The organism is Aquitalea pelogenes, assembly GCF_041914625.1.
In the GTDB taxonomy this organism is placed as follows: domain Bacteria; phylum Pseudomonadota; class Gammaproteobacteria; order Burkholderiales; family Chromobacteriaceae; genus Aquitalea; species Aquitalea pelogenes.
The window spans coordinates 80,256-101,037 of record NZ_JAYSDA010000012.1; the positions used below are offsets into that span (position 1 = coordinate 80,256).

The 20,782-nt window shown below is 59.1% G+C and carries 14 protein-coding genes, 1 tRNA gene and 1 riboswitch; of the genes, 6 read left to right on the plus strand and 9 right to left on the minus strand.

What is annotated here, in order from left to right:
- Positions 1-278 precede the first annotated feature (278 nt).
- Complete coding sequence (locus ACE3SE_RS11550; protein WP_374555393.1) at positions 279-3,362, plus strand: Rne/Rng family ribonuclease; 3,084 nt, start codon at positions 279-281, stop codon at positions 3,360-3,362.
- An 86-nt stretch (positions 3,363-3,448) separates the two neighbouring features.
- A tRNA-Asn gene (locus ACE3SE_RS11555) sits at positions 3,449-3,524 on the plus strand.
- A gap of 91 nt (positions 3,525-3,615) precedes the next feature.
- Here ACE3SE_RS11555 and ACE3SE_RS11560 read toward each other — a convergent pair.
- The 3 genes from ACE3SE_RS11560 to ACE3SE_RS11570 form a co-directional block, all read right to left on the minus strand.
- On the minus strand, positions 3,616-5,556 hold the full coding sequence (locus tag ACE3SE_RS11560) for a putative bifunctional diguanylate cyclase/phosphodiesterase (protein ID WP_156156966.1): 1,941 nt from the start codon (positions 5,554-5,556) through the stop codon (positions 3,616-3,618).
- 29 nt (positions 5,557-5,585) lie between these two features.
- The gene (locus ACE3SE_RS11565) at positions 5,586-6,578 is read right to left on the minus strand and encodes a hypothetical protein (RefSeq protein ID WP_374555396.1); all 993 of its coding nucleotides are present in this window, start codon (positions 6,576-6,578) and stop codon (positions 5,586-5,588) included.
- A gap of 203 nt (positions 6,579-6,781) precedes the next feature.
- Positions 6,782-7,630 carry a metallophosphoesterase family protein gene (locus ACE3SE_RS11570; RefSeq protein ID WP_374555398.1) on the minus strand — a complete coding sequence of 283 codons (849 nt, stop codon included), beginning with the start codon at positions 7,628-7,630 and terminating at the stop codon, positions 6,782-6,784.
- Positions 7,631-7,926: 296 nt separating this feature from the next.
- On the opposite strand from ACE3SE_RS11570, the gene ACE3SE_RS11575 reads away from it, so the two are divergent.
- Positions 7,927-9,546, plus strand: a complete 1,620-nt coding sequence (locus ACE3SE_RS11575) for a methyl-accepting chemotaxis protein (RefSeq protein WP_374555400.1) — start codon at positions 7,927-7,929, stop codon at positions 9,544-9,546.
- Positions 9,547-9,585: 39 nt separating this feature from the next.
- Here the strand turns inward: ACE3SE_RS11575 and ACE3SE_RS11580 are convergent, their stop codons facing one another.
- Positions 9,586-9,822: a hypothetical protein gene (locus ACE3SE_RS11580; protein WP_131354919.1), complete on the minus strand. Its 237-nt coding sequence runs from the start codon at positions 9,820-9,822 to the stop codon at positions 9,586-9,588.
- Positions 9,823-10,049: 227 nt separating this feature from the next.
- Here ACE3SE_RS11580 and ACE3SE_RS11585 point away from each other — a divergent pair, with 227 nt between their 5' ends.
- The 3 genes from ACE3SE_RS11585 to ACE3SE_RS11595 are packed head-to-tail and all read left to right on the plus strand — an operon-like array spanning position 10,050 to position 14,550.
- The gene (locus tag ACE3SE_RS11585) at positions 10,050-11,804 is read left to right on the plus strand and encodes a type I secretion system permease/ATPase (RefSeq protein ID WP_082086466.1); all 1,755 of its coding nucleotides are present in this window, start codon (positions 10,050-10,052) and stop codon (positions 11,802-11,804) included.
- A complete protein-coding gene (locus ACE3SE_RS11590; RefSeq protein WP_374555402.1) occupies positions 11,801-13,186 on the plus strand; it encodes an HlyD family type I secretion periplasmic adaptor subunit in 1,386 nt (461 codons plus the stop codon). The genes ACE3SE_RS11585 and ACE3SE_RS11590 overlap by 4 nt, the downstream gene beginning before the upstream one ends.
- Positions 13,186-14,550 carry a TolC family outer membrane protein gene (locus tag ACE3SE_RS11595; RefSeq protein WP_374555404.1) on the plus strand — a complete coding sequence of 455 codons (1,365 nt, stop codon included), beginning with the start codon at positions 13,186-13,188 and terminating at the stop codon, positions 14,548-14,550. Before ACE3SE_RS11590 ends, ACE3SE_RS11595 begins: the two co-directional genes overlap by 1 nt.
- Before the next feature lie 71 nt (positions 14,551-14,621).
- On the opposite strand, the gene ACE3SE_RS11600 is transcribed toward ACE3SE_RS11595, so the two are convergent.
- From ACE3SE_RS11600 to ACE3SE_RS11620, 5 genes are all read right to left on the minus strand, one after another.
- Positions 14,622-17,936, minus strand: coding sequence for a putative Ig domain-containing protein (locus ACE3SE_RS11600; RefSeq protein ID WP_374555406.1), 3,315 nt, complete (start codon positions 17,934-17,936; stop codon positions 14,622-14,624).
- A 61-nt stretch (positions 17,937-17,997) separates the two neighbouring features.
- Positions 17,998-18,086, minus strand: a riboswitch (cyclic di-GMP riboswitch).
- Positions 18,087-18,280: 194 nt separating this feature from the next.
- Positions 18,281-18,421 (minus strand): anti-phage BREX system Lon protease BrxL, encoded by a 141-nt coding sequence (locus ACE3SE_RS11605; RefSeq protein WP_207389835.1) that lies wholly within the window; start codon positions 18,419-18,421, stop codon positions 18,281-18,283.
- Positions 18,414-20,000 carry a Fic family protein gene (locus ACE3SE_RS11610; RefSeq protein ID WP_374555408.1) on the minus strand — a complete coding sequence of 529 codons (1,587 nt, stop codon included), beginning with the start codon at positions 19,998-20,000 and terminating at the stop codon, positions 18,414-18,416. Before ACE3SE_RS11610 ends, ACE3SE_RS11605 begins: the two co-directional genes overlap by 8 nt.
- A gap of 102 nt (positions 20,001-20,102) precedes the next feature.
- The gene (locus ACE3SE_RS11615) at positions 20,103-20,348 is read right to left on the minus strand and encodes a DUF4102 domain-containing protein (protein WP_131354902.1); all 246 of its coding nucleotides are present in this window, start codon (positions 20,346-20,348) and stop codon (positions 20,103-20,105) included.
- Between the two features lie 57 nt (positions 20,349-20,405).
- The gene (locus tag ACE3SE_RS11620) at positions 20,406-20,720 is read right to left on the minus strand and encodes a hypothetical protein (protein ID WP_374555410.1); all 315 of its coding nucleotides are present in this window, start codon (positions 20,718-20,720) and stop codon (positions 20,406-20,408) included.
- Between the last annotated feature and the right edge of the window lie 62 nt (positions 20,721-20,782).

Here is a 20,782-nt window from a genome sequence, read left to right on the forward strand (position 1 = left end):
GCAAAGCCAGTCAGGAGATATTGCAGCAAAGTTTGACCCGGCACGATGCTCTCCAGTTTGTCCAGGCTGCCCGTGATGGCAACCCGGAAGAAAATATCCGTTGCGCTAATGCGCTCAAACCCCCGGGCTCGTGTGAAATTACGTCAGGAAGTAGGCTTGATATCTCGGTTGTAATGATCTTTATACCAACACTTCTTTCGGAAAGCGCCCATCACTAGTCTCTGGGCCGTCAAATACTGGCTGCATCCCTTGCGTGAGTGCCTGCGCAGGGAATATTCATGAAACGCATGTTGTTTAATGCAACGCAGGCTGAAGAGCTGCGCGTTGCCATCGTCGACGGGCAAAAGCTTGTTGACCTCGATATCGAAACCGTTGGCAAGGAACAACGCAAGGGGAATATCTACAAGGGCATCATCACCCGTATCGAGCCCTCCCTCGAAGCGTGCTTTGTCGATTACGGCACCGAACGTCACGGCTTTCTGCCGTTCAAGGAAGTATCCCGTTCCTATTTCCAGGGCTATGACGGCGGCCGTCCGCGCATTCAGGACGTGCTGCGCGAAGGCATGGAAGTGGTTGTCCAGGTAGAAAAGGACGAGCGTGGTAACAAGGGCGCAGCCCTCACCACCTATATCAGCCTGGCTGGCCGCTATCTGGTCCTGATGCCGAACAACCCGCGTGGCGGTGGTGTATCGCGCCGCATCGAGGGTGAAGAACGTCAGGAACTGAAAGACCTGCTCTCCCAGCTGGAAGTCCCCAATGGCATGAGCCTGATTGCCCGTACCGCCGGTATCGGCCGCAATCTGGAAGAACTGCAATGGGACATGGGTTACCTGATGCAGCTGTGGCGTGCCATTGAAGGCGCGGCCGGCTCGCAAAGCGCGCCTTTCCTGATTCTGCAGGAAGGCAGCCTGGTGATTCGCGCCATCCGTGACTACTACCATCCGGACATCGGCGAAATCCTGATCGATACCGACGAAATCTACGAACAGGCCCGCCAGTTCATGAGCCACGTGATGCCCAACATGGTGCACCGCGTGAAGCTGTACAAGGATCACGTACCGCTGTTCTCCCGCTTCCAGATCGAACACCAGATCGAAACCGCCTTCTCGCGCAGCGTGCAGCTGCCGTCCGGTGGTGCCATCGTGATCGACCATACCGAAGCGCTGGTCTCCATCGACGTCAACTCCGCCCGTTCCACCAAGGGTGCCGACATCGAGGAAACCGCACTGCGCACCAACGTTGAAGCCGCCGAAGAAATCGCCCGCCAGTTGCGTCTGCGCGACCTGGGCGGTCTGATCGTGATCGACTTCATCGACATGGAAAACCCGAAAAACCAGCGTGAAGTGGAAAACAAGCTGCGCGATGTGCTGAAGCACGACCGCGCCCGCGTGCAAATGGGCAAGCTGTCCCGCTTCGGCCTGCTGGAACTGTCGCGTCAGCGTCTGCAACCGTCGCTGGGTGAAACCAGTCACGAGCCTTGCCCGCGCTGCCATGGCATCGGCTTCATCCGTGGTACCGAGTCCTCCGCACTGCACATCCTGCGCATCATCCAGGAAGAGGCAATGAAGGAAAACACCGGTGCGGTACACGCACAGGTGCCGGTAGATGTTGCCACCTTCCTGCTGAACGAGAAGCGTGCCGAAATCCACTCCATCGAAGAGCGTCTGGACGTGGATGTGGTGCTGATTCCGAATATTCATCTGGAAACCCCGCACTACAAGATCGCCCGTATCCGTCACGACGATCTGGCTGAACTGGGTGATGGCCCGAGCTATCTGCGCGTGGAAGTGCAGGAAGAAGACATCATCACCAATTTTGGTCAGGAAAAGCCGAAGGCCGAGCGTCAGGAAGCCGCAGTCAAGGGCATTACCCCGCAACAGCCGGCTCCGGTATCCTCCCAGCCCGTTGCCGCAGCTGCACCGGTGGTGGCCGAGCAGGGCGTGGTCAGCCGCTTCTTCGGCTGGGTGAAGAGCCTGTTTGCCGAGCCGGAAGCTGCTCCGCAGGAAACCGAGAAGAAAAAACCGGCCGCTGCCGGCCAGCGCGAAGGTCAGCGCAATGGCAACCGCCAGCGTAATAACGAGCGTCGTCCGGGCAGCCAGGCTCGCCGTGACCATCACGATCGCCGTCAGGGTGAAGAGGCGGGCAAGCGCCCGACCGAAGCACGTGCCGACGGCGAGCGCCAAGATGGCCGTCGTCAGCGTGGCGAGCGCGGTGATCGTCAGGAGCGTCCGGAACGCGTAGAACGCCCGGAACGTGCCGAGCGCACCGAACGCGCAGAGCGTCCGGAACGTGCCGAGCGCAGCGAGCAGCCGCAACGCGAACCGCGTCAGCGCCGCGAACGCGAGCCGCGTGAAAACCGCGAAGCGCGCGAGCAAAACACGCGTCCGCAGACTGAAGAGCGTGGCGAACAGGCTGCACCGCAAGCCGCCGAGAAGCCGTCCCGTCGTCGCCAGCAGGCTGAACGCAACGAAGCCGACAAGCCGCTGGCTGCCGCTCAGGAAGAACTGAACCTGAATGGTGCCGAAGGCGTGGAAGTGGCTGCCGAGTCCGCCGAACAGCAAGAGCGTGGCGAACGTGGTCGTCGTCGTCGTGGCCGTCGTGACCGTCGTCGTGACAATGTCGAAGGTGATAGCACCGCTCAGGTGGCAGAAGCTGCCGCTGGCGATGTGACTGCCGAAGTAGCTGTAGCTGGTGTGGCTGCCGCTGCTGCCGTTGCGGTGGTTTCCGAAGCGGTCGCCCAGCCGGCTGCAGAAGCTGCCGTTGCAGTGGACGCGGTGGAAGTTGCCGCAGCCCCGGCCGAGGTAGCGCAAGAAGCTGTTGCTCCGGCGGCTGCACCGGTTGAGACGCTTGCTGTTGAAGCCAGCCCGGTTGAAGCAGCATCCGAACCGGTTGTGCAGGCAGAACAAGTGGTGGTGGCCGAAGTGGCTGCACCTGCTGCAGTTGTCGTGACCGAAGCTGCTGTGGCTGTCGAGACTGTGGAAGTCGCCGAAGTGGCTGCCCCGCTGGAGCAGGTCACCACCGTGGCAGAAACCACGCTTGAGCAGGCCGAGGTGGTGGTTGCCGCCGAACCGGTACCTGCCGTTGAGCCTGCTGCTGCGCAAGTTGCAGAAGTTGCCGTGAACGAGCCTGTGGCCGTGGCACCGGTGGTCGTGGAAACTGTGGCAGCAGCCCAGCCCAAGATCGAAGCCGAATTGCCGGCTGATCTGGGTGGTCTGGTGATGGTTGCCACCAAGGCGGTGTCTGAAGTTGTGGTGCCGCAGGTTGAAGTACCTGCCGGTCCGCGTCGTCGTGATGTGGTTCGTCAGACTGAAGAGCAGCCGGTAGCGATTGAACTCAAGCAGGTGGAAACCCGCAACAGCTGATGTCGTGCATGGCCCCTGCAAAAACTACGTGCAGGGGCTTGACGGTTTCGCAATGAGTTTATAAAATAGCTTTCTCTTTAGGCGATTCCCTGATAGCTCAGTCGGTAGAGCGACGGACTGTTAATCCGCAGGTCGCAGGTTCGAGCCCTGCTCGGGGAGCCAACAGATTCAAGCATTTAGCCCACCTCCATGGTGGGCTTTTTGTTTTTCCCTTCGGCCGGCCACATTGCCCCGGATTGCATGGGCACCCGTATCAGGGCGTTGTGCTCGATGATGCATAGCTGAAGAATGCATCCACCGGCAGTGGTTTGCTGTAGTAGTAGCCTTGGCCAATGTCGCAGCCGGCATGACTCAGAAAGGCTGCCACTTCCTCGCTTTCTATTCCCTCTGCCACGACGGTAAGCCCCAGGTTATGCGCCAGTTGTATGGTGGATTTCACAATGGCGATGCAGCTTTTCTCCGTTGTCAGGTTGGTGACGAAACTCTGGTCTATCTTCAGTTCGTTCACCCGCAGGTCCTTCAGGTAGGAGAGCGACGAATAACCAGTCCCGAAGTCGTCAATTGATTGCCGGAAACCCATCCTGTGCAATTGATCCACCGTCATCATGAATTGGTCTGGCGAGTCGGAAAACGAGCATTCGGTAATCTCCAGCACAATGTTTTCAGCAGGTATTGCATGAAAGGCCAGCAAGTGGCGCAGGTCTGAAATCAGCTCGGGGTCGGCCAGGTTGCGTGCCGACAGATTGACTGAAAAGTGCAGGTTCATGCCTGCTTGCCGCCATTGTGCCGTTTGGCGGAAAAATTCGGACAGCAGCCATTTGGTAAATGGCTTGATCAGGCCTGAACTTTCGGCAACCGGAATGAACTCGGCCGGGGAAATATACTGCCCGCTACCGGTACGCCAGCGCGCCAGTGCTTCTGCTCCCACCAGCCTGCCGGTTTTCAGGTCGATTTGCGGCTGGAAATGCAGGCTGAGCTCCTGCGTGCTCAGTGCATGGCGCAGCTGACCAAACAAAAGGTTACGCCGGACAAATTGCTGGTTCAGCTCCTCGTTGTAAATGGAAATGTCCAGCTTGTTGGCACGGCCATGCAGCATGGCCTGCTCTGCCTTGAGCCACAGCTCGGCAGGGGTTTGTGCATGCTGGGGGTAGAGTGCAATGCCGATGGTGTTTTCAATGTGGATGGGGTAGTTATCCACCTGATAGCTCAGCGAGATGTCGGATACCGCTTCGGCCAGCTTGCAAGGCTGGGTATTTTGCAAATCGGCCTGGTAGAAAAAACCGAACTCGTCGCGGCGCAGCCGTCCCAGGCAGCCTATCTTGCCGTAGCGGTCCTGCAGCGAACGGGCAATGGACTCCATCAGCAAGTCTCCGCCTCTCTCCCCCAGGATGTTCGATATTTCAAACAGCCGCTCCAGTCGCAGGTCAATCACCACGATGGCTTCCTGAGCCGGATTGCACTGTGCGATGGCCTCCTCCAGCAGTACGTTCAGCCGATTGCGGTTGGGCAAGCCCGTGACTTCATCATGCTGGGCCAGAAACTGCAGCTGATCCAGATAGGCGCGTGCGCGTGCGGTATTGGTTTCCACCTTGTCGTGCAGCATTTCTTCAAAGCGGGCCCGTACCAGATTGAATGCCGCGGCCATGGTGGAATAAAACAGCAAGGCCGGAATCATCTGGCCCACATAAGCATCCGGGTAATGCCAGGCATGCGGCAGATTGCCAAGCAGCTTTACCGCCAGCCAGCATACGGCCACCCAGGCCAGGCAATACAGCCAGCCAAGGCGTTGTCCCTTGATGAAAAATGCCAGGAATGGATAGGTGAATACCCACAGTACGCCACTGCCTTCCAGTCCCCCGTATACGATGAGTGCGCTGGAAATGAAAATGCCGTACCACAGGATGAGTGATTCCGCCCAGCGAATGGCCCGCTCGATATTCAGCAATAAAAACGCGGGCAGCAAGAACAGGACGGCGACGATGATTTCGGCTTGTGCCAGTTCTTCAAAGTGAAACTGGTAATAATTGACCAGCGCAAACACCAGGGTGACGGGTAAAGCCAGTGCAATGGCGATGACCGCCTGCTTGCGCCTTTCCTCCAAAGTGCTTACCGCTTGTACATTCAATCCCAGCAGTGAGCACACCGTACGTAGCACTGCATCGTAAGTGATGAGCGCTCTGGCAGTTTTGGTCATGATTTCCCCGATCGCATCGACCAAGCACGCTAACAGCGCCAGACAATCCTCATGAACTTCCCTGCCTTGGCTGTTTTGTATATGTCAGGTGGAGTGATGGAGTTGCGGGCAAACAGGACCTTGAAAAGAGCGTGACGTTGCAGTTGCAAACCAATCAACCCATGTACACTTTTATAGCAAAAATAGACAAACTCGGAGCAGCTGAAACGATGAAATGTCTTGCCATCATCAAATTGAAAGTCATATGCGCTACCGATACGGCTTAGTGCAGCATGCCGTGCTGCACACACCACATCGGCCACATTCACCGCCAAATGCTGCTGCAATTGCTGGTTTATAGCCGACTCAGGTTCGCTCAATGCTGCCATTCCGGGCAGGGATTTTGCCAGGCTGCCACTCTCTTTCTGTAACGGGCCTTGCAAACGGATAACGCACAGATAATCGCAGCGGGTGAAGGTCAGGATGTCTTCCACAAACACGCCGCGCGACATTGAGTGAATCACCATCTGCCGTCCGGTCTGGAAATAGGCCGGGTCATGCCTGACAGCTTCTTTTTCTGCCTCGCTGGCTTCCGTCCAGCCTGCATTGCCGCTGGCTACCTTGAGTTCACTGGCGGCAAGTTTGCGGTCGGCCTCGGTCAGTTCACCCACGTACAAGGCGGCATGGGAATAATACTGCGCGTCATTTCCGCTATTGCCCGCCATATTGATGAAAGCGCCATCAATGAAATGGTCAAAACCCCTGAGCAGGATATCGCCCGGTTGCAATGGCAGGCCATCCTGCCCGCCTTCAAGCAGACTGCGAATGGCGCGTGCATCAATTTTGTAACCGCCCGGATCCTCCTGCACGCAGTAAGCCATGCTGATTGGCCCGCTGCGGAAGCTTGCGTATTTCAATGTCCCTATCCAGTTGATGAGGCGGTCTATCAGGAAATTACCCAAGCCTTTCCAGCCGCCATATTGCGGATTGCCCCAGTAGGTGGGGCGGGAGGGGGGCAGGGCTACGCCAAACAGATTGAGCACAAACAGCAGGGTGATGGCCGAGGACAGGAAAATGGCGCGGTAAGCGGGCGGCAGCAGCCATGTCAGAAACACAAGCAATGGGCTGAACAGGGTGGTAATCATCATGAAGCGCAACAGCAGATAGGCGGGGCGCGCCAATATGGCCAGCAACAGCAACAAAACCTTGTCGATGATTTTCATGTGCTTTCATTCCCCTCCGGCCGTTAATCAAGGCGCAGCATGCTGGTGTGCACCACGCGGGTGTCGGTGTCGATCTGGCGGTAACGCAGGCGGTCGCAATCATCATCGGTAGCGGTGGACGATCCGCCATCAAACGCCTGCGGGATGCCGTATTTCTGACTTTCCGAACTGCAATCAAGCCCGTAATGCATGTGACCGAACAGCAGTAATTGCACCCGGTCCTGAATGATCTTGCACAAGGAGTACGCATCCTTGAGCCGGCGGAAACTGCGGGTGACGCCAGCCAGCAGGTGAATGGCCAGATGACCGTCTCCCACATCCGGTGCGACGCTGTAGCCGTAGTAAAACGGGTGGTGATGCAAGCACAGGATGATGCGCTTGTCCCTGATGTCGGGCTGGTCCAGCAAGGTGTTGAGTGCCGCCAGCTGGCTGCTGCCCAGATGGCCTTCGGCAAACCAGCGCTGGTACCACACCAGTTCTGCGGCGTTGGAATCCAGCAGGATCAGCACATGCGCAGCATCAAGGTGATGCACCACCGGAAAGCTGGCGGGCTGATCGTGGAAAATCCACTGGTGATAATCATGGAGAAAAGCATGCGCCGCCTGGTTGTTGATGGCCATTGCATTGCCATAGTCGTGATTGCCGGGGCAGAGATACACCCGATAGCCGGCGGCGGACAAGCGGGCCAATTGCTGGCAACCCGCTGCGCGGTTTTCGGCACTGGCGCTATCGATGACATCACCGGTATGAATCAGCAGGCATTCCTGCGGGGGGAGTGGGGGCGCGGTGACAAGCTGGTCCACCAGGCGGGAGAAGCGGAGTGCATTATCATTTTTGCCCAGATGCGTATCGCTGATATGGATTAATTTCACAGTCCTGTACCTGACCGGCTTACGTCTCCGGCTGAAGCCCACCTGTTTGATCTGGAAAATCACCTGCTTCACTTATAAGCAGCTGACAAAGCTACTTCAAGGCGAATCTCGGTACGACCAGCCCTGTCTGTTTTGCCGCAGCGACTGCAAGTTCTCATCGTCATCATCCGGGCACTCATGTATAAAACAGCAAGCCCTGCGCAATGACCGGCACTTTCCCGGCCGGTCATTTACAGATGGGGCAGGACCAGTCAGAAGCATGTCCAACAATAACAAACCGAAAAGGAAGTTGGAGGATGACAATCAAGCTGAAAATCACGCTGCTACTATCCATTGCCTTGCTGGCACTGCTGGTGGTCAGCGCAGTAGGGCTGTGGCAACTGAGTGCGGCACAGGCCCGTTTCGAGTACATCAGCAGCAATACCTTTCCCAGTCTGAAAGCCTTGCAAAGTGCGCAAGTCGCCATGTACGACATGCGGACCTCGCTGCGCAACCATGTATCCCATGTGCAGCAGGACAAGAAGCAGGAAGACGAAAAGGCCATCGAAAGCAAACGCCTGCAGTTTGACAAGGCTGTCGGCCAATATGAGACCGAACTGGCGGTGGATGACACCGACCGGCAGATGGTGAAGCAGGCCAAGGCCGACATGGCGCAATACCGTACTGCCATGGACGAGTTTTTCAACAACTCCCGGTCCAATTACATGTCGGTGGCCACGGCCATGCTGGAGAGCGGCACGCTGTATCAGTTGTCCGGCAAGCTGGAAGCGGACCTGAACAAGCTGATCAACTACAACTACCAGCTGGGCAACCGCCAGAACGAAGCCAACCATTCGGCCTATGCCATGGCCAAGTGGTTGCAGATGTCGCTGGCACTGGCAGCCTTGTTGCTGACCGCCATTGGCGGCTGGTGGCTGATCCGGGCCATTACCCGCTCATTGACCGACATGCAGCACACCATGGAGCTGCTCAGCCGGCAGCGGGATTTCAAACTGCGGGTGCGCAACGACAGCCGGGATGAACTGGGTCGTACCGCCAAGGCATTCAATTCGCTGCTGGACAGCCTGCAACAGAACCTGCAACAGCTGCAGCATGGTGCCCAGGATGTGATGGCATCGTCGCACCAGATGAACGAGGCAGCCGATACCATTTTCCAGGCGGCATCCGCGCAGAGCGAATCCTCTGCGGCAGTGGCAGCCACCATCGAGCAGATGACGGTGAGCGTCAACCATGTGGCCGAGCGTGCCGACGAAGCGCAGCGCCTGTCGCAGACATCCAGCCAGCAAGCCGAGGCGGGATCGGTCACCATCAGCCAGACCATCAGCGATATTCGCGATATTTCAACCGCCATTGCCAGTGCCGGTCAGGCATTGCGTGGCCTGAATGCGCAGAGTCAGCAAATCATGTCGGTGGTGCAGGTGATACGCGATGTGGCAGACCAGACCAATCTGCTGGCGCTCAATGCCGCTATCGAGGCAGCGCGGGCCGGGGAAATGGGACGCGGCTTTGCCGTGGTGGCCGACGAAGTGCGCAAGCTGGCTGAGCGTACTGCCAGCTCCACCCAGGAAATTTCAGCCAGCCTGCAGGCCATGCAGCAGGCTTCCGCAGCGGTGGTGGCGCAGATGAACAATGCCGAGCAGCTGGTGGAGGGTGGGGTAAGCCGGGCGGATGAAGCAGACCGGGCCATCCTCAGTATTGGCGAAGCGGCTGCCGGAACCACCGGCATGGTGGCTGACATCTCCATGGCCATCAAGGAGCAAGGCGCAGCCAGCAACAGCATTGCCCGGCAGGTGGAGCGCATTGCCCAGATGTCGGAGCAGGCCAATGCGGTGGCAGCGCAAACGGCGGGTCATGCCAGGTCACTGCGCAGTCAGGCCGAGCAGCAGATGAACATCATCAGCCAGTACCAGCTTTAGTCCGCATAACAACAGGCCATGTCACCGGGCGTGGCCTGTTCATTTACCCCGGTATTCCACCCGTTCCAGCATTTCTTCCACTGCGCGTTGCAGCGCATGGGCGCTGCCATCGGCACCGGGCAGGTCGGCAAAGTCGGTCCATTCGCCATAGCGCAGCTGCCAGCCATGGAAGTTGGCCTCATCCATGCGCAGGATGAACTCCGGCACTGAAAACACCTTGCCATCCGCAGTGCTGAGTTGACGATAGACAATGCTGCTGCTGTCCTGGACAAACATGATTTGTTCTTTCTCTGATGGCAAATACGCGGCCTACCATACCCCAGTACAGAACGTCCCGCCAACAAGCCTGGCGGATGACATGGCGCGGCAAAGCATAAACCCTGCCACTAAAATGGGGGTAGGGGGAGAAACATGCCAATGGTAAGATTGCTTGCATTTTTTAACACGCCCAGCAGGCCGCGCAGCCTGACTGTGCCACGCATGCCATTCCGAGACACCATCCAATGAAACGTCTTTTGCAGTCGCGCTCCGAACTGGCACAGGTCATGCTGCTGTTCCGGCAGGCTTTTTATCAGCTGGCGGGTTTCAGTGCAGTCATCAATCTGCTGATGCTGCTGCCTTCCATCTACATGCTGCAGATTTACGACCGGGTACTGCACAGCCGCAATGAAACCACACTGCTGATGCTAACCCTGATGGTAGTGGGCCTGTACGGGCTGATGTCGGTGCTGGAGATGGTGCGCTCCTCGGTGCTGATTCGCGTGGGTAACCGGCTGGACATGCAGCTTAACTTCCGCGTGTTCACCGCGGCCTTCGAACGCAATCTGCGCCGTAACAACGGCAATGCCAGCCAGGCGCTGCACGACCTCACCACGCTGCGCCAGTTTCTCACCGGCAATGGCCTGTTTGCCTTTTTCGATGCGCCCTGGGCACCGATTTATCTGGTGGTGACCTTCATGTTCCACTGGATACTGGGTTTGTTCGTGCTGGCCGGCATGCTGATCCTGTGTGCGCTGGCCTGGCTGACTGAGCTATCCACGCGCAAACCGCTGGGTGAAGCCAATCAGGCAGCGATTGCCGCCAGTAACTATGCCAACAACAATCTGCGCAATGCCGAGGTGATTGAGGCCATGGGCATGCTGCCGGCGCTGCGCGAGCGCTGGTTCCTGCTGCAAAGCCGGGTGCTGGAAAAACAGACGGAAGCCTCGGACCGTGCCGCCCGCATCGGTGCGGTTTCCAAGCTGATCCGGCTGGCCTTGCAATCGCTGGTATTGGCGGTGGGTGCGGTGCTGGCCATCCAGAATGAAATTTCCCCCGGCATGATGATTGCCGGTTCCATCCTGATGGGCCGCGCCTTGCAGCCGGTGGAAATGGCCATCGCCACCTGGAAGCAGCTGATTTCGGCCCGTGCGGCTTACCAGCGGCTGGATGACTTGCTGACCGAATATCCTGCCCGTATCAGCGGCATGAGCCTGCCGCGCCCGCAGGGCAATGTACAGGTGGAAGGCCTGGTGGCGGCTGCGCCCGGCAGTGCCTTGCCCATCCTGAAAAACATCAGCTTTGCCATGCAGCATGCCGACGTAGTGGGCATTGTCGGCCCCAGTGCCGCGGGCAAATCCACGCTGGCGCGCCTGCTGGTGGGCATCTGGCCGGCGCAGTCGGGCAAGGTGCGGCTGGACGGGGCGGATGTATTCCAGTGGAACAAGGACGAACTGGGCCCTCATGTCGGCTATCTGCCGCAGGATATCGAGTTGTTTGAAGGCAGCATTGCCGAAAACATTGCCCGTTTTGGCAAGGTGGACTCGGCGCTGGTGATTGAAGCCGCCACCCGCGCCGGGGTGCACGAAATGATTCTGCGCTTCCCGCAAGGCTACGATACCCGTCTGGGTGATGGTGGCAACATGCTGTCCGGTGGCCAGAAACAGCGCATTGGTTTGGCGCGTGCCATCTATGCCAGCCCGGCCTTTGTGGTGCTGGACGAACCCAATTCCAATCTGGATGACGTGGGCGAGCAAGCCCTGATCCATACCGTGATGGACCTCAAGGCACGCGGTTGCACCGTGGTGCTGATAACCCATCGCACCAGCATCCTCAATGCCGTGGACAAACTGCTGGTGATGCGGGATGGCCAGCTGCATCTATTCGGCCCGCGCGACCAGGTGCTGTATGCCCTGAACCAGGCCACCCAGCAGGCCTTGCAACAACAAGCCGCCATGCAGCAGCAGGCAGGCAAGAATCCGGATGAAAGCGTGGCATGAATCTGTTCCGCAAACTGACTGCATTGCGCCGGGATCAGGCTACGCCTGCTGCCCCGTCTGCGATTGAACCCTTTGGCCGGGTGGATACCGACGACAAACGCGTGGGGCGCTGGGGACTGAAAGTGTTGTTGATCGGTTTCGGCGGCTTTGTGCTGTGGGCGGCACTGGCTCCGCTGGACGAGGGCGTGACCGCCAACGGCAGCGTGATCGTCGCCAGCAACCGTCAGACCGTACAACACCTGACTGGTGGCAGCGTGGAAAAACTGCTGGTGAACGAAGGCGATGTGGTGCGCAAAGGCCAGGCCCTGCTGACACTGAACGATACCGAAGTGCGGGCGCAGATGGGCAGCATCCTGGCGCAGTTCATCACCGCCCGTGCCATTGAAGACCGCTTGCTGGCCGAGCGCGAGGGCAGTGCCAGCCTGCGCTTTTCTGCCGAGCTGGATCAGCTGGGTCAGGAACTGCCGGGCAATGAAACCCGCGTGCAGCAGGCCAAGCAGCTGCAAACCCAGTTGTTTCATACCCGGCGCGACGGCCTGCGTGACGAACTGCAGGCGCAGGATGAAAACATCAAGGGCCTGCAGGAGCAATTACGCGGCCTGCAAGGCATGAAGGCCGCCCGTGCCGAACAAAGCAAATGGCAGGACAGGGAGCTGGAAGGCATTCGCGACCTGGCAGCCGGTGGCTATGTGCCCAAGAACCGCCTGTACCAGCTGGAGCGTGGCGCGGCAGAAATCCGTGGCCAGTTGGCCGACACCATCTCCAGCATTGGCCGGGTGCAGGACGGCATTGCCGAAACCCGGTTGCGCCAGCTGGCCCGCAAGCAGGATTACCAGAAAGAAGTGGAGTCGCAGCTTACCGACATCCAGAAAGAAACCGCCACCCTGCGGGACCGACTGGCTGCCCAGCGCTATGTGCTGCACAACAGCACCATCCGCGCGCCGCTGGCCGGCCGGGTACTGGGCTTGAAGATACATACTGTGGGCGGGGTGGTGCAGGCGGGACAGCCATTGATGGAAGTGGTGCCGGAGAACCAGCCCCTGCTGATTGAAGCCATGGTGGATCCGGCCATGAGTGCCAAGGTACGCCCCGGCCTGCCGGTGGATGTCAGCTTCCCGGCGCTCAACCAGCAAACCACCCCGGTGATTCCCGGCGAGGTGGCCACCTTCTCGGCCGACCGCTTGCTGGATGCCAAAACCGGCATGCCCTACTACCTGGCACAAGTGAAGGTGACCCCGGCCGGCATGCGCTTGCTGGGCGATCAGCAGGTCAAGCCCGGCATGCCGGCCAGCATTGTCATCAAGAGTGGCGAGCGCACCATGCTGCGTTATCTGCTCAAGCCGGTGCTCGATCGCATGAATCTGGCCTTCAAGGAAAGCTGATGACCGACCGTCCGCTGTTTCGCCCGGCGCTGCTGGCTGCGGCCTGTCTGTTGGCGATGCCTGCCCTGTCTGCGGGCTATGGCTTGCTGGAAGGCCTGCAACTGGCCCGCGCCTACGATGCGCAATATCAGGCGGCTACCGCCGAACGCGAAGCTGGCGAAGCCAATGGTCCGATGGGCCGCGCGCAATTGCTGCCCACCGTCAATGCCAGCTTTAACCGCAGCAAGGTCACCGGCAGCGATACCGCACCGGATTTTACCGGTGCCATCTCCACCTCGCCGCTCAATTACATGAGTCAGGACGCCGCCATCCAGCTGCGTCAGCCATTGTTCAACCTGCAACGCTGGGCGCTGTACCAGCAGGGACTGGCGCGGGTGGACTACAGCCACGCGCTGTTTGCCCGCAAGGAAAACGAGCTGGTGTTGCGCTATCTGTCGGCCTATCTGGGGGTGTTGCTGTCACAGAAAAACCTGGCGCTGAGCGAAGCCAAGCTGCATGCGCTGCAAGCCGCACGTACCCAGGCACAGAAGCTGTTTGATCAGGGCGATGGCACGGTGACCGACATTCATGATGCAGAAGCCCGCATGGCCATGGCCGAGGCGGAATTGCTGGAAGCGCGCAGCATGCAGCAGATTGCCGAACGTACCTTGCAAACCACCACCGGCCAGCGCAGCAGCGAACTGGCCGAACCACAGGAAGACATCGGCCGCTATCTGGGTCCGGAGGGCGAGCTGGAACAGTGGCGCGACAAGGCCCTGGCCAGCAGCCCGGACATTCAGGCGGCACAACAGAACCTGCGCATTGCCGAGCAAGAGGTCAAGCGTAGCCGCGCCGGCAATTATCCGACGCTGGATCTGGTCGCCAGCAAGGACCGTTCCAGTGCCAGTTCGGTCTCCACCATCAACCAGCGCATCAGCCAGAACGTGATTGGCGTGGAGGTGAGCCTGCCGCTGTTCAACGGTGGCTACAATAGCGCCCAGCTGGCGCAGAGCGCGGCGCTGTACCGGCAGGCGCAGGCGGAACTGGACAATGCCCGCGCCCAGGTGGAGCTGGAAGTCAGCCGACAGTATTACGGCGTGAGCACCGGCGCGCGCAAGGTGGCCTCGCTGCAAAAAGCAGTGTTCTCCAGCGCCGAGACGGTAAAGGCCAGCAAGCTTGGACTGGTGGCCGGGGTGAAGACGCTGACCGACATCCTCAATAGCGAGGAGCAGCTGTATCAGGCACGGCGTGATTTGCTGCTTGCCCAGTACAACCAGCTGGTGAGCTGGATTGCACTGCGTGCGGCCAGCGGTGCCATCGAGCAGACGGACCTTGCGCTGCTGGACCGCCACTTCCTGCAGGGCAAGCCGCAGCCCTCACCCTGACGGCAGGGCCGGGACCAAAACAAAACGGCCTGCTGTCCAGGGACAGTAGGCCGTTTTTGTTGCTGACCGGCTCAGGCTGCGTGCAGGTCGGTGTGAGCCACTTGCTGTACGCCCACCAGCGAAATGTCCGGCCCGGCCGAACCTACCAGCCCCGGGGTGGCGGCCACGGCACCCAGCGTCAGCGAGAAGGTTTCGCTGGCGGACAGGCCTGCCGTATCGGTGGCTTTCACCGTGATGATGGCCGATTCGGTCTGGTGACCCAGGGTGGCGGTAAAGCTGTCGTTCTGGGCGTTGAAGGTGATCCAGCTCGGCAATGCCTGGCCGTTGGACTGGCTTGCACCGTAGGTGAGTGCCAGGCCTTGCGGATCGGTAAACGTTCCTTGCGGTACGCTGATATTCAGCGTGCCATTGGCATTGAAACCGACCATCAGGGGCAGCGGGTTCACCACCGGTGCCTTCAGTGCCGTGGCGATATCGTTGATGGAGAAGGTTTCCGAGGTGGACAAGCCTGCGCTGTCGGTCGCGGTCAGCTTGACCGAGAAACTACCTGCCGTGGTGGGCGCGGTGCCGGAGAAGGTTTCGGTCTGGGCATTGAAGTTCAGCCAGCCGGGCAAAGCCTGACCATTGGCCAGCGCAGCCTTGTAGGTGAGCGCCAGCCCTTGCGGGTCGATAAAAGTGGTGGACGGCAGGGTAAAACTGAAGGCCTTGCCGGCATTGATGGTTTGCGTGGCGGTTTGCTGGTTCAGCGTCGGGGCCACGTAAGCATCGTTCAGGGTGAAGGTTTCCGAGGTGGACAAACCGGCCTGGTTGCTGGCGGTCACTTGCAGCGACAGCGAAGTACTGGCCGTCGGGGCGGTGCCGCTGAAGGTTTGGGTCTGGGCGTTGAAGCTGAGCCAGGACGGCAGCGCAGCCCCGCTGGCCAGCTTGGCGGTATAGCTCAGCGTTTCGCCTTGCGGGTCGGTAAAGGTGCCGGCTGGCAGTGCAATGCTGAAGGTATGGCCCGGCGTCACCAGCTGGGTGGCGGTGGCCTTGCTCAGCGTTGGTGCGTAGGCGGTATCGCTGATGGTGAAGGTTTCCGAAGAGGACAGGCCGGCCGTGTCTGTCACCTTCACCATCACCTGGGTGCTGCTGCTGCCAAACGGCGTGGTGCCGGACAGGGTATTGGTGCTGGCGTTGTAAGTCATCCACGACGGCAGCGCCTGGCCATTGGCCTGGGTCACCTTGTAGCTCAGAGCCAGCCCTTGCGGGTCGCTGAAGACATTGGCCAGCGATACCGAGAAGGCATGGTTGGCGGCAAGCGTCTGGTTGGCGGTTTGCGCCTTCAGGGTAGGGGCGACATAGGCATCGTTGACGGTGAAGCTTTCCGATGCCGTGAGTCCGGCCTGATTGGTAGCCACCACTTGCACGGCTACCGATGTATTGGCCGTGGGTGCGGTGCCGCTGAAGGTTTGGGTCTGGGCATTGAAACTGAGCCAGGACGGCAGCGCAGCCCCGCTGGCCAGCTTGGCGGTGTAGCTCAGGGTTTCGCCTTGCGGGTCGCTAAAGGTGCCGGCGGGCAGGGCAAAGCTGAAAGTACGGCCCGGTGTCACCACCTGGGTGGCGGTCGCCTTGGCCAAGGTCGGTGCCAGTGCGGTATCTGTAATGGAAAAGGTTTCGCTGGCGGAAAGGCCGGAGGTGTCGGTGGCTGTTACCAGAATCTGGGTGCTGCTGCTGGTCACCGGTGTGGTGCCGGACAGGGTGTTGGTGCTGGCGTTGTAAGTCATCCACGACGGCAAGGCCTGGCCATTGGCCTGGGTCACCTTATAGCTCAGCGTCTGGTTTTGCGGGTCGGTAAACACATTGCCCAGCGACACCGAGAAGGCGTGGTTGGCGGCAACCGTCTGACTGGCGGTCTGGGCGCTGATTACCGGTGCTTTCGGGGTGACGGGGACCGAGCCACCGGCATTGTCCACGGTGATGGTGTCACCAGCGGCCAGCAGGGTAGCGAGGCTGACTTCAAAAGTGGTGTTCCAGTACTGGCCGGTCTGGCTGCCCCACGGGTTACGAATCTGCAAATAATCGTTGGCTGCATCAATGCCGTAAACCGACATGGCATGGCCGGCCACCAGTTGCACCTTGCCAGCGGCGTCGTAGCTCCAGGTGTAGGACGACAGCACTACATCATCACCGGCAGCCAGATGGGTTTTGAGCGAGCTCAATACCGTGGCATTGCTCAGGCCGCTTTGCGAGCCGGTACCGGACAAGGAAGAATTGTAAGTACGGCACAGCCAGCTGGTGCCGCTGCCGCTGTAGTCGGTGATTTGCGAAGCACCGGTTACGGACTCCAGTGCATATTCCGGCAGGCCGCCGTTGCCGATGGCGGTAAAACTGTTGCCGGTATAGCTGTTACCGGTGGTGACATTGATGGCCTGCAACTGGGCGTAGGCTTTTTCCAGCAAGGTGGCCCACATATTGGGCCCGGAGTTGCAACCGGTTTGCAGCACATTGTTGACGGTAACGTATTCTGTCGCGCCCTTGACGTGGAATGCCACGCCATACGTGCCATTACCGTTGTCGGTAATCATGTTCTTGATGATGCCGGCGTTCTTGACTGCCACCTCGGCAATCGACGCCAGGAAATAGCAGTCACCCAGTTTGCCCTGGTTGATGTCGCTGGCCAGCGGGCCGCTGCTGCCAAACAGGGAAGCCGTGCTGGTGGCGTAGGTAATCTTGGATGTGGAGCCGCTGACGGTGACGGTGGATGTGGGCAGGTCAGTGCCTTGCAGCCATTTGCCGTTCAGATTGCTCAGTTGGGCTGCGCTGGAGCCGACAGCCAGATTGCCCAGCGAACTGGAACTGGCCGCGCCACCGGTCCAGCTGCTGTTGGCAGCATTGCCGTTTACCAGTGCATTCAGGGTGTACTGGGAATAGGACGAGGCCGTTTCACCGACATTCAGGTTGGTGACAATGGTTTTCAGGTCGTTGAACTGGCTGGTGGACAGCGTGCTCTTGCTGCTGGTCAGTTCGGCAGCCAGGTCGGTCACCATCTTGGCCAGGCCAGCTTCAGTCACGTTGCCGGACATGGCGTTCATGTCGGCTTTCAAGGCGACATCGGTCAGCGTGGCAATCCAGCTGGGGGCGGTGGTGCTGCCGGTTTTTACCGTGGTGCTGGTGGTTTGGTTGATGGTCGTGGCCAGGGCGGCAGTGGATGCCGTGGTTGTGGTGCTTACGCTTGCTGCACTGACAAAGGGCAGCGCCGAACGCAGCATGGCACCTTGCAGGGGGACGGCAACATCGTGCAACACGTTGTTGGCAAAGCCCGTCAATATCGTGTCGGCAGTCTGCGAGTTGGAAGCATTGTCCAGCGGGTTGTTCGACTGACGAGAGAGGGTATTGGAGGCGCTCATGTGCTTTCCTTCAGTAGTATCCAACAAACCCAAAGGTGCACATGCAGCCACACATCGCGTGGCGGGCAACTGGCTGACATGGGGGCAAGGCCTCCGGTAGTCCCTTTAGTTTTGCGTCACCGGCTTTCACCGGCTTTGCCTGTAATGAGTGAATTCTAGAGGGGATTTTTCTTTATTTACAATTGTTAATTTGCGGGATGTCGATGATAAACCACATATTTTATAGGGTTGTTTATGAATGCTATCAGGGCAAGTCCGATACAGAGCAAATCACAAGCTATTGCTACTCCCATTGATCTGCTTGGCTTGGTCTCGCCGCACATAATTCTCAGCCAGGATGCGCTTTACATTCCCAGCAGATACTCCAGCACGTAAACCGGGACGTTGGCACCTTCCTTGATCATCTTCGTCAGGTCTTTGCGCACCACCTTGCCGGCAAACTGTTGGTTGAGCAGGGTGTCCAGATCAGCGTTGGATTCAGTCATGATTGTTGTCTTCAGTTGTTCTTGCATGCTCGTCTCCGGCCTGTTCGGCAGTGTCATCGCCAAAGGCGCGGGAGATGGCGTCGATGATTCGTGCTGCCAGCGCAGGTTTTTCTGCCAGCAGTGGATAGCGTTTGCCCAGCTTGCCGGAGATGCGGTTGCCACTTTCCCGCACACTGCGGATGATGACGTCCAGCTCGGCATCCGGTGCTTCCAGCACTTGCTTGATGCCTTGGCGTGCCTGTTCGTTGGCATGCAGGAATTGCGCTTCCTGCCGCATTTCCCGTGTCAGGGTCTGGTCAACAATATCTGCCAGATAGGCGACATGGGGCGTCAGGTCCGGGTAACGCCAGGCGGGCAGGGCGTCCTGATAGGCATCAAAGTGGAAGTTGTATTCCACACCGTCTTCCGCCTGCACCGCCTCGGCAAAACGGTAATGGCTGGCATAGCGTTGCATCAGCGGACGGGAGAATTTTTCCAGCACCCGGTCGTAATCGGCACGGTTATAGGTGCTATGCGTGATGGTGGCTGAAACGGGCAGGATCATTGGTGGTGGCAGGATGCCATCGCGCCGCAGCACATCATTGATCAGGAAGCGCGAGATCCGCCCATTCGCATCCGCCATGGGGTGAATGTAAACAAAGCCGAAGGATGCCACTGCCGCGCGCACCAGCGCAGATGTTGTCCTGGTTTTGTCCAGAAACTGCGCCAGGCCTTGCAGCATCGGGATGGTTTCATCCCAGTGCGGGCCGATGTAGTCCACCACCTGCTGATAGCGTGCGGTATGGCCAACAAATACGGGAGAACGGCGCAGCCCGTAGCGCAGGGCGGCATCCCCCAGGATGGCTCGTTGCAGGGCCGAGAGTGTGTCTGGCGCAAGTGGTTGCGGGTGTATGCCGCACTCGGTCTCCATCACCGCGGCAAAGCGCCGGATGCGGTCTTCCTGTTCTTGCTCCCGCTCGATCAGAAAACTGGCTCGGCTTTCCTTGACTGTCAGCCATACCGTGCTGCGCAGCACCAGGTCGATGCCGTAATCAGCCTCCAGTGCAGCCAGATGCTGTGGAATGTCGTAGCTTTCCGCAGCACGCACTGCAGGACTGCGCCAGATGATGGGGCAGAAGTCCCTGTTGCCCGGCAGATTGTCACGCACACGCCAGCGGGCGTTATTCACCGGGCTTCCGGTCACAAACAGCTCGGCATCAAGGGCGTCAACATAATTGCCTTTGCTGACCCCGGCAAAGGCCAGTTGCTCACCCGTCAGCCATTCGTAGTAAAAACCGGCGCGGCGCGCGTAGGCACCGGTTGGCTCACGCGCTATCCATTCTTCCAACGCCTGTTTGACGCCTGGCAACGGTGCCAGCCGGGCGAGAAACTCCAGATGGATGCCTTCATACTTGAAGGCAAAGGTCAGCTGATCTGCCAGATTGGCCTGTGGCCGGTAATGCTCGGTATATACTTCACGGCGCACGCCATCGGCCACCACGGTGCTGCGTGTGCGACCAATCTCGCTATGCACGGCAAAGGGATGCACCGGGGTGATCCCATAGTGTTTGGCCAACCATTGATAGCCGATGTGGGGCATGATTTTCGCTTACTACGCTGAATAAACGCTTAGATTCTAGATCAAAACCAGAAAAATGATTACAGCGACGCTTGGCCGCTTCAATCAATACCCGATACTTGTTCAGAGTTCATTGGCCAGCGCCAGGTCAATCTTCAAGGCAATGCGGATTACCTCGCTCGTGTCATGTGGCCATGTGCTTGGTGCGCTACTTATCCGTTCGCTGCCTACTGTGCTGCGGAAGTACCACACCTTGGCGCGCTTTCCTACGCGCAAAGTAAACCCCGGTATCCGCGTGTCCTTGAGTTCAACACGTGAATCCGGGGTCTTGATTCTGGCTATATAGCTGTCGGTCAGGTGCGCCTGCATGGTTCGCTCCGGGGTGACAACCGGGGTCGAACGCTACAGGCAAACACCCAAAACAGCTTATTCCTTGCTGGAAACATCCTCACCAGCGGCAGCGGCATCTCGTGCCTGCTGCTGGGCAGCACTACGGGCGTCGTAGTAGTCCTTGTTGGCCAGATAGTGCTGACGGCGGGCTTCCTTAGCCGCGGCTTTTTCGGCCAGTTCCGCCTGTTTACGGGCTTCTGCCTCGGCTTCCTGCTGCTTGCGGGCCTGACGCTTGGCTTCGCGGATGGCTTCTTCCGCGGCTTCCATGTCAGCCACTTCCTTCAGGCTCTTGGCTGGGCCGGTTTTTTCGAACCAGGCGACGGACTCCACGTGGGCGGTGTGCGGGAACATGTTACCCAATTAGGAATAGCTGTTATTTACGTTTGGCTAGCGCGACTCCAGTGGGCAGTGAA

Bases quoted from the DNA above. Each gene is read 5' to 3' on its own strand.
- ACE3SE_RS11600 (WP_374555406.1), bottom strand. From the start codon at position 17,936: ATGAGCGCCTCCAATACCCTCTCTCGTCAGTCGAACAACCCGCTGGAC.
- ACE3SE_RS11575 (WP_374555400.1), top strand. From the start codon at position 7,927: ATGACAATCAAGCTGAAAATCACGCTGCTACTATCCATTGCCTTGCTG.
- ACE3SE_RS11595 (WP_374555404.1), top strand. From the start codon at position 13,186: ATGACCGACCGTCCGCTGTTTCGCCCGGCGCTGCTGGCTGCGGCCTGT.
- ACE3SE_RS11605 (WP_207389835.1), bottom strand. From the start codon at position 18,421: ATGACTGAATCCAACGCTGATCTGGACACCCTGCTCAACCAACAGTTT.
- ACE3SE_RS11550 (WP_374555393.1), top strand. From the start codon at position 279: ATGAAACGCATGTTGTTTAATGCAACGCAGGCTGAAGAGCTGCGCGTT.
- ACE3SE_RS11585 (WP_082086466.1), top strand. From the start codon at position 10,050: ATGAAACGTCTTTTGCAGTCGCGCTCCGAACTGGCACAGGTCATGCTG.
- ACE3SE_RS11610 (WP_374555408.1), bottom strand. From the start codon at position 20,000: ATGCCCCACATCGGCTATCAATGGTTGGCCAAACACTATGGGATCACC.
- ACE3SE_RS11620 (WP_374555410.1), bottom strand. From the start codon at position 20,720: ATGTTCCCGCACACCGCCCACGTGGAGTCCGTCGCCTGGTTCGAAAAA.
- ACE3SE_RS11560 (WP_156156966.1), bottom strand. From the start codon at position 5,556: ATGACCAAAACTGCCAGAGCGCTCATCACTTACGATGCAGTGCTACGT.
- ACE3SE_RS11580 (WP_131354919.1), bottom strand. From the start codon at position 9,822: ATGTTTGTCCAGGACAGCAGCAGCATTGTCTATCGTCAACTCAGCACT.
- ACE3SE_RS11615 (WP_131354902.1), bottom strand. From the start codon at position 20,348: ATGCAGGCGCACCTGACCGACAGCTATATAGCCAGAATCAAGACCCCG.
- ACE3SE_RS11590 (WP_374555402.1), top strand. From the start codon at position 11,801: ATGAATCTGTTCCGCAAACTGACTGCATTGCGCCGGGATCAGGCTACG.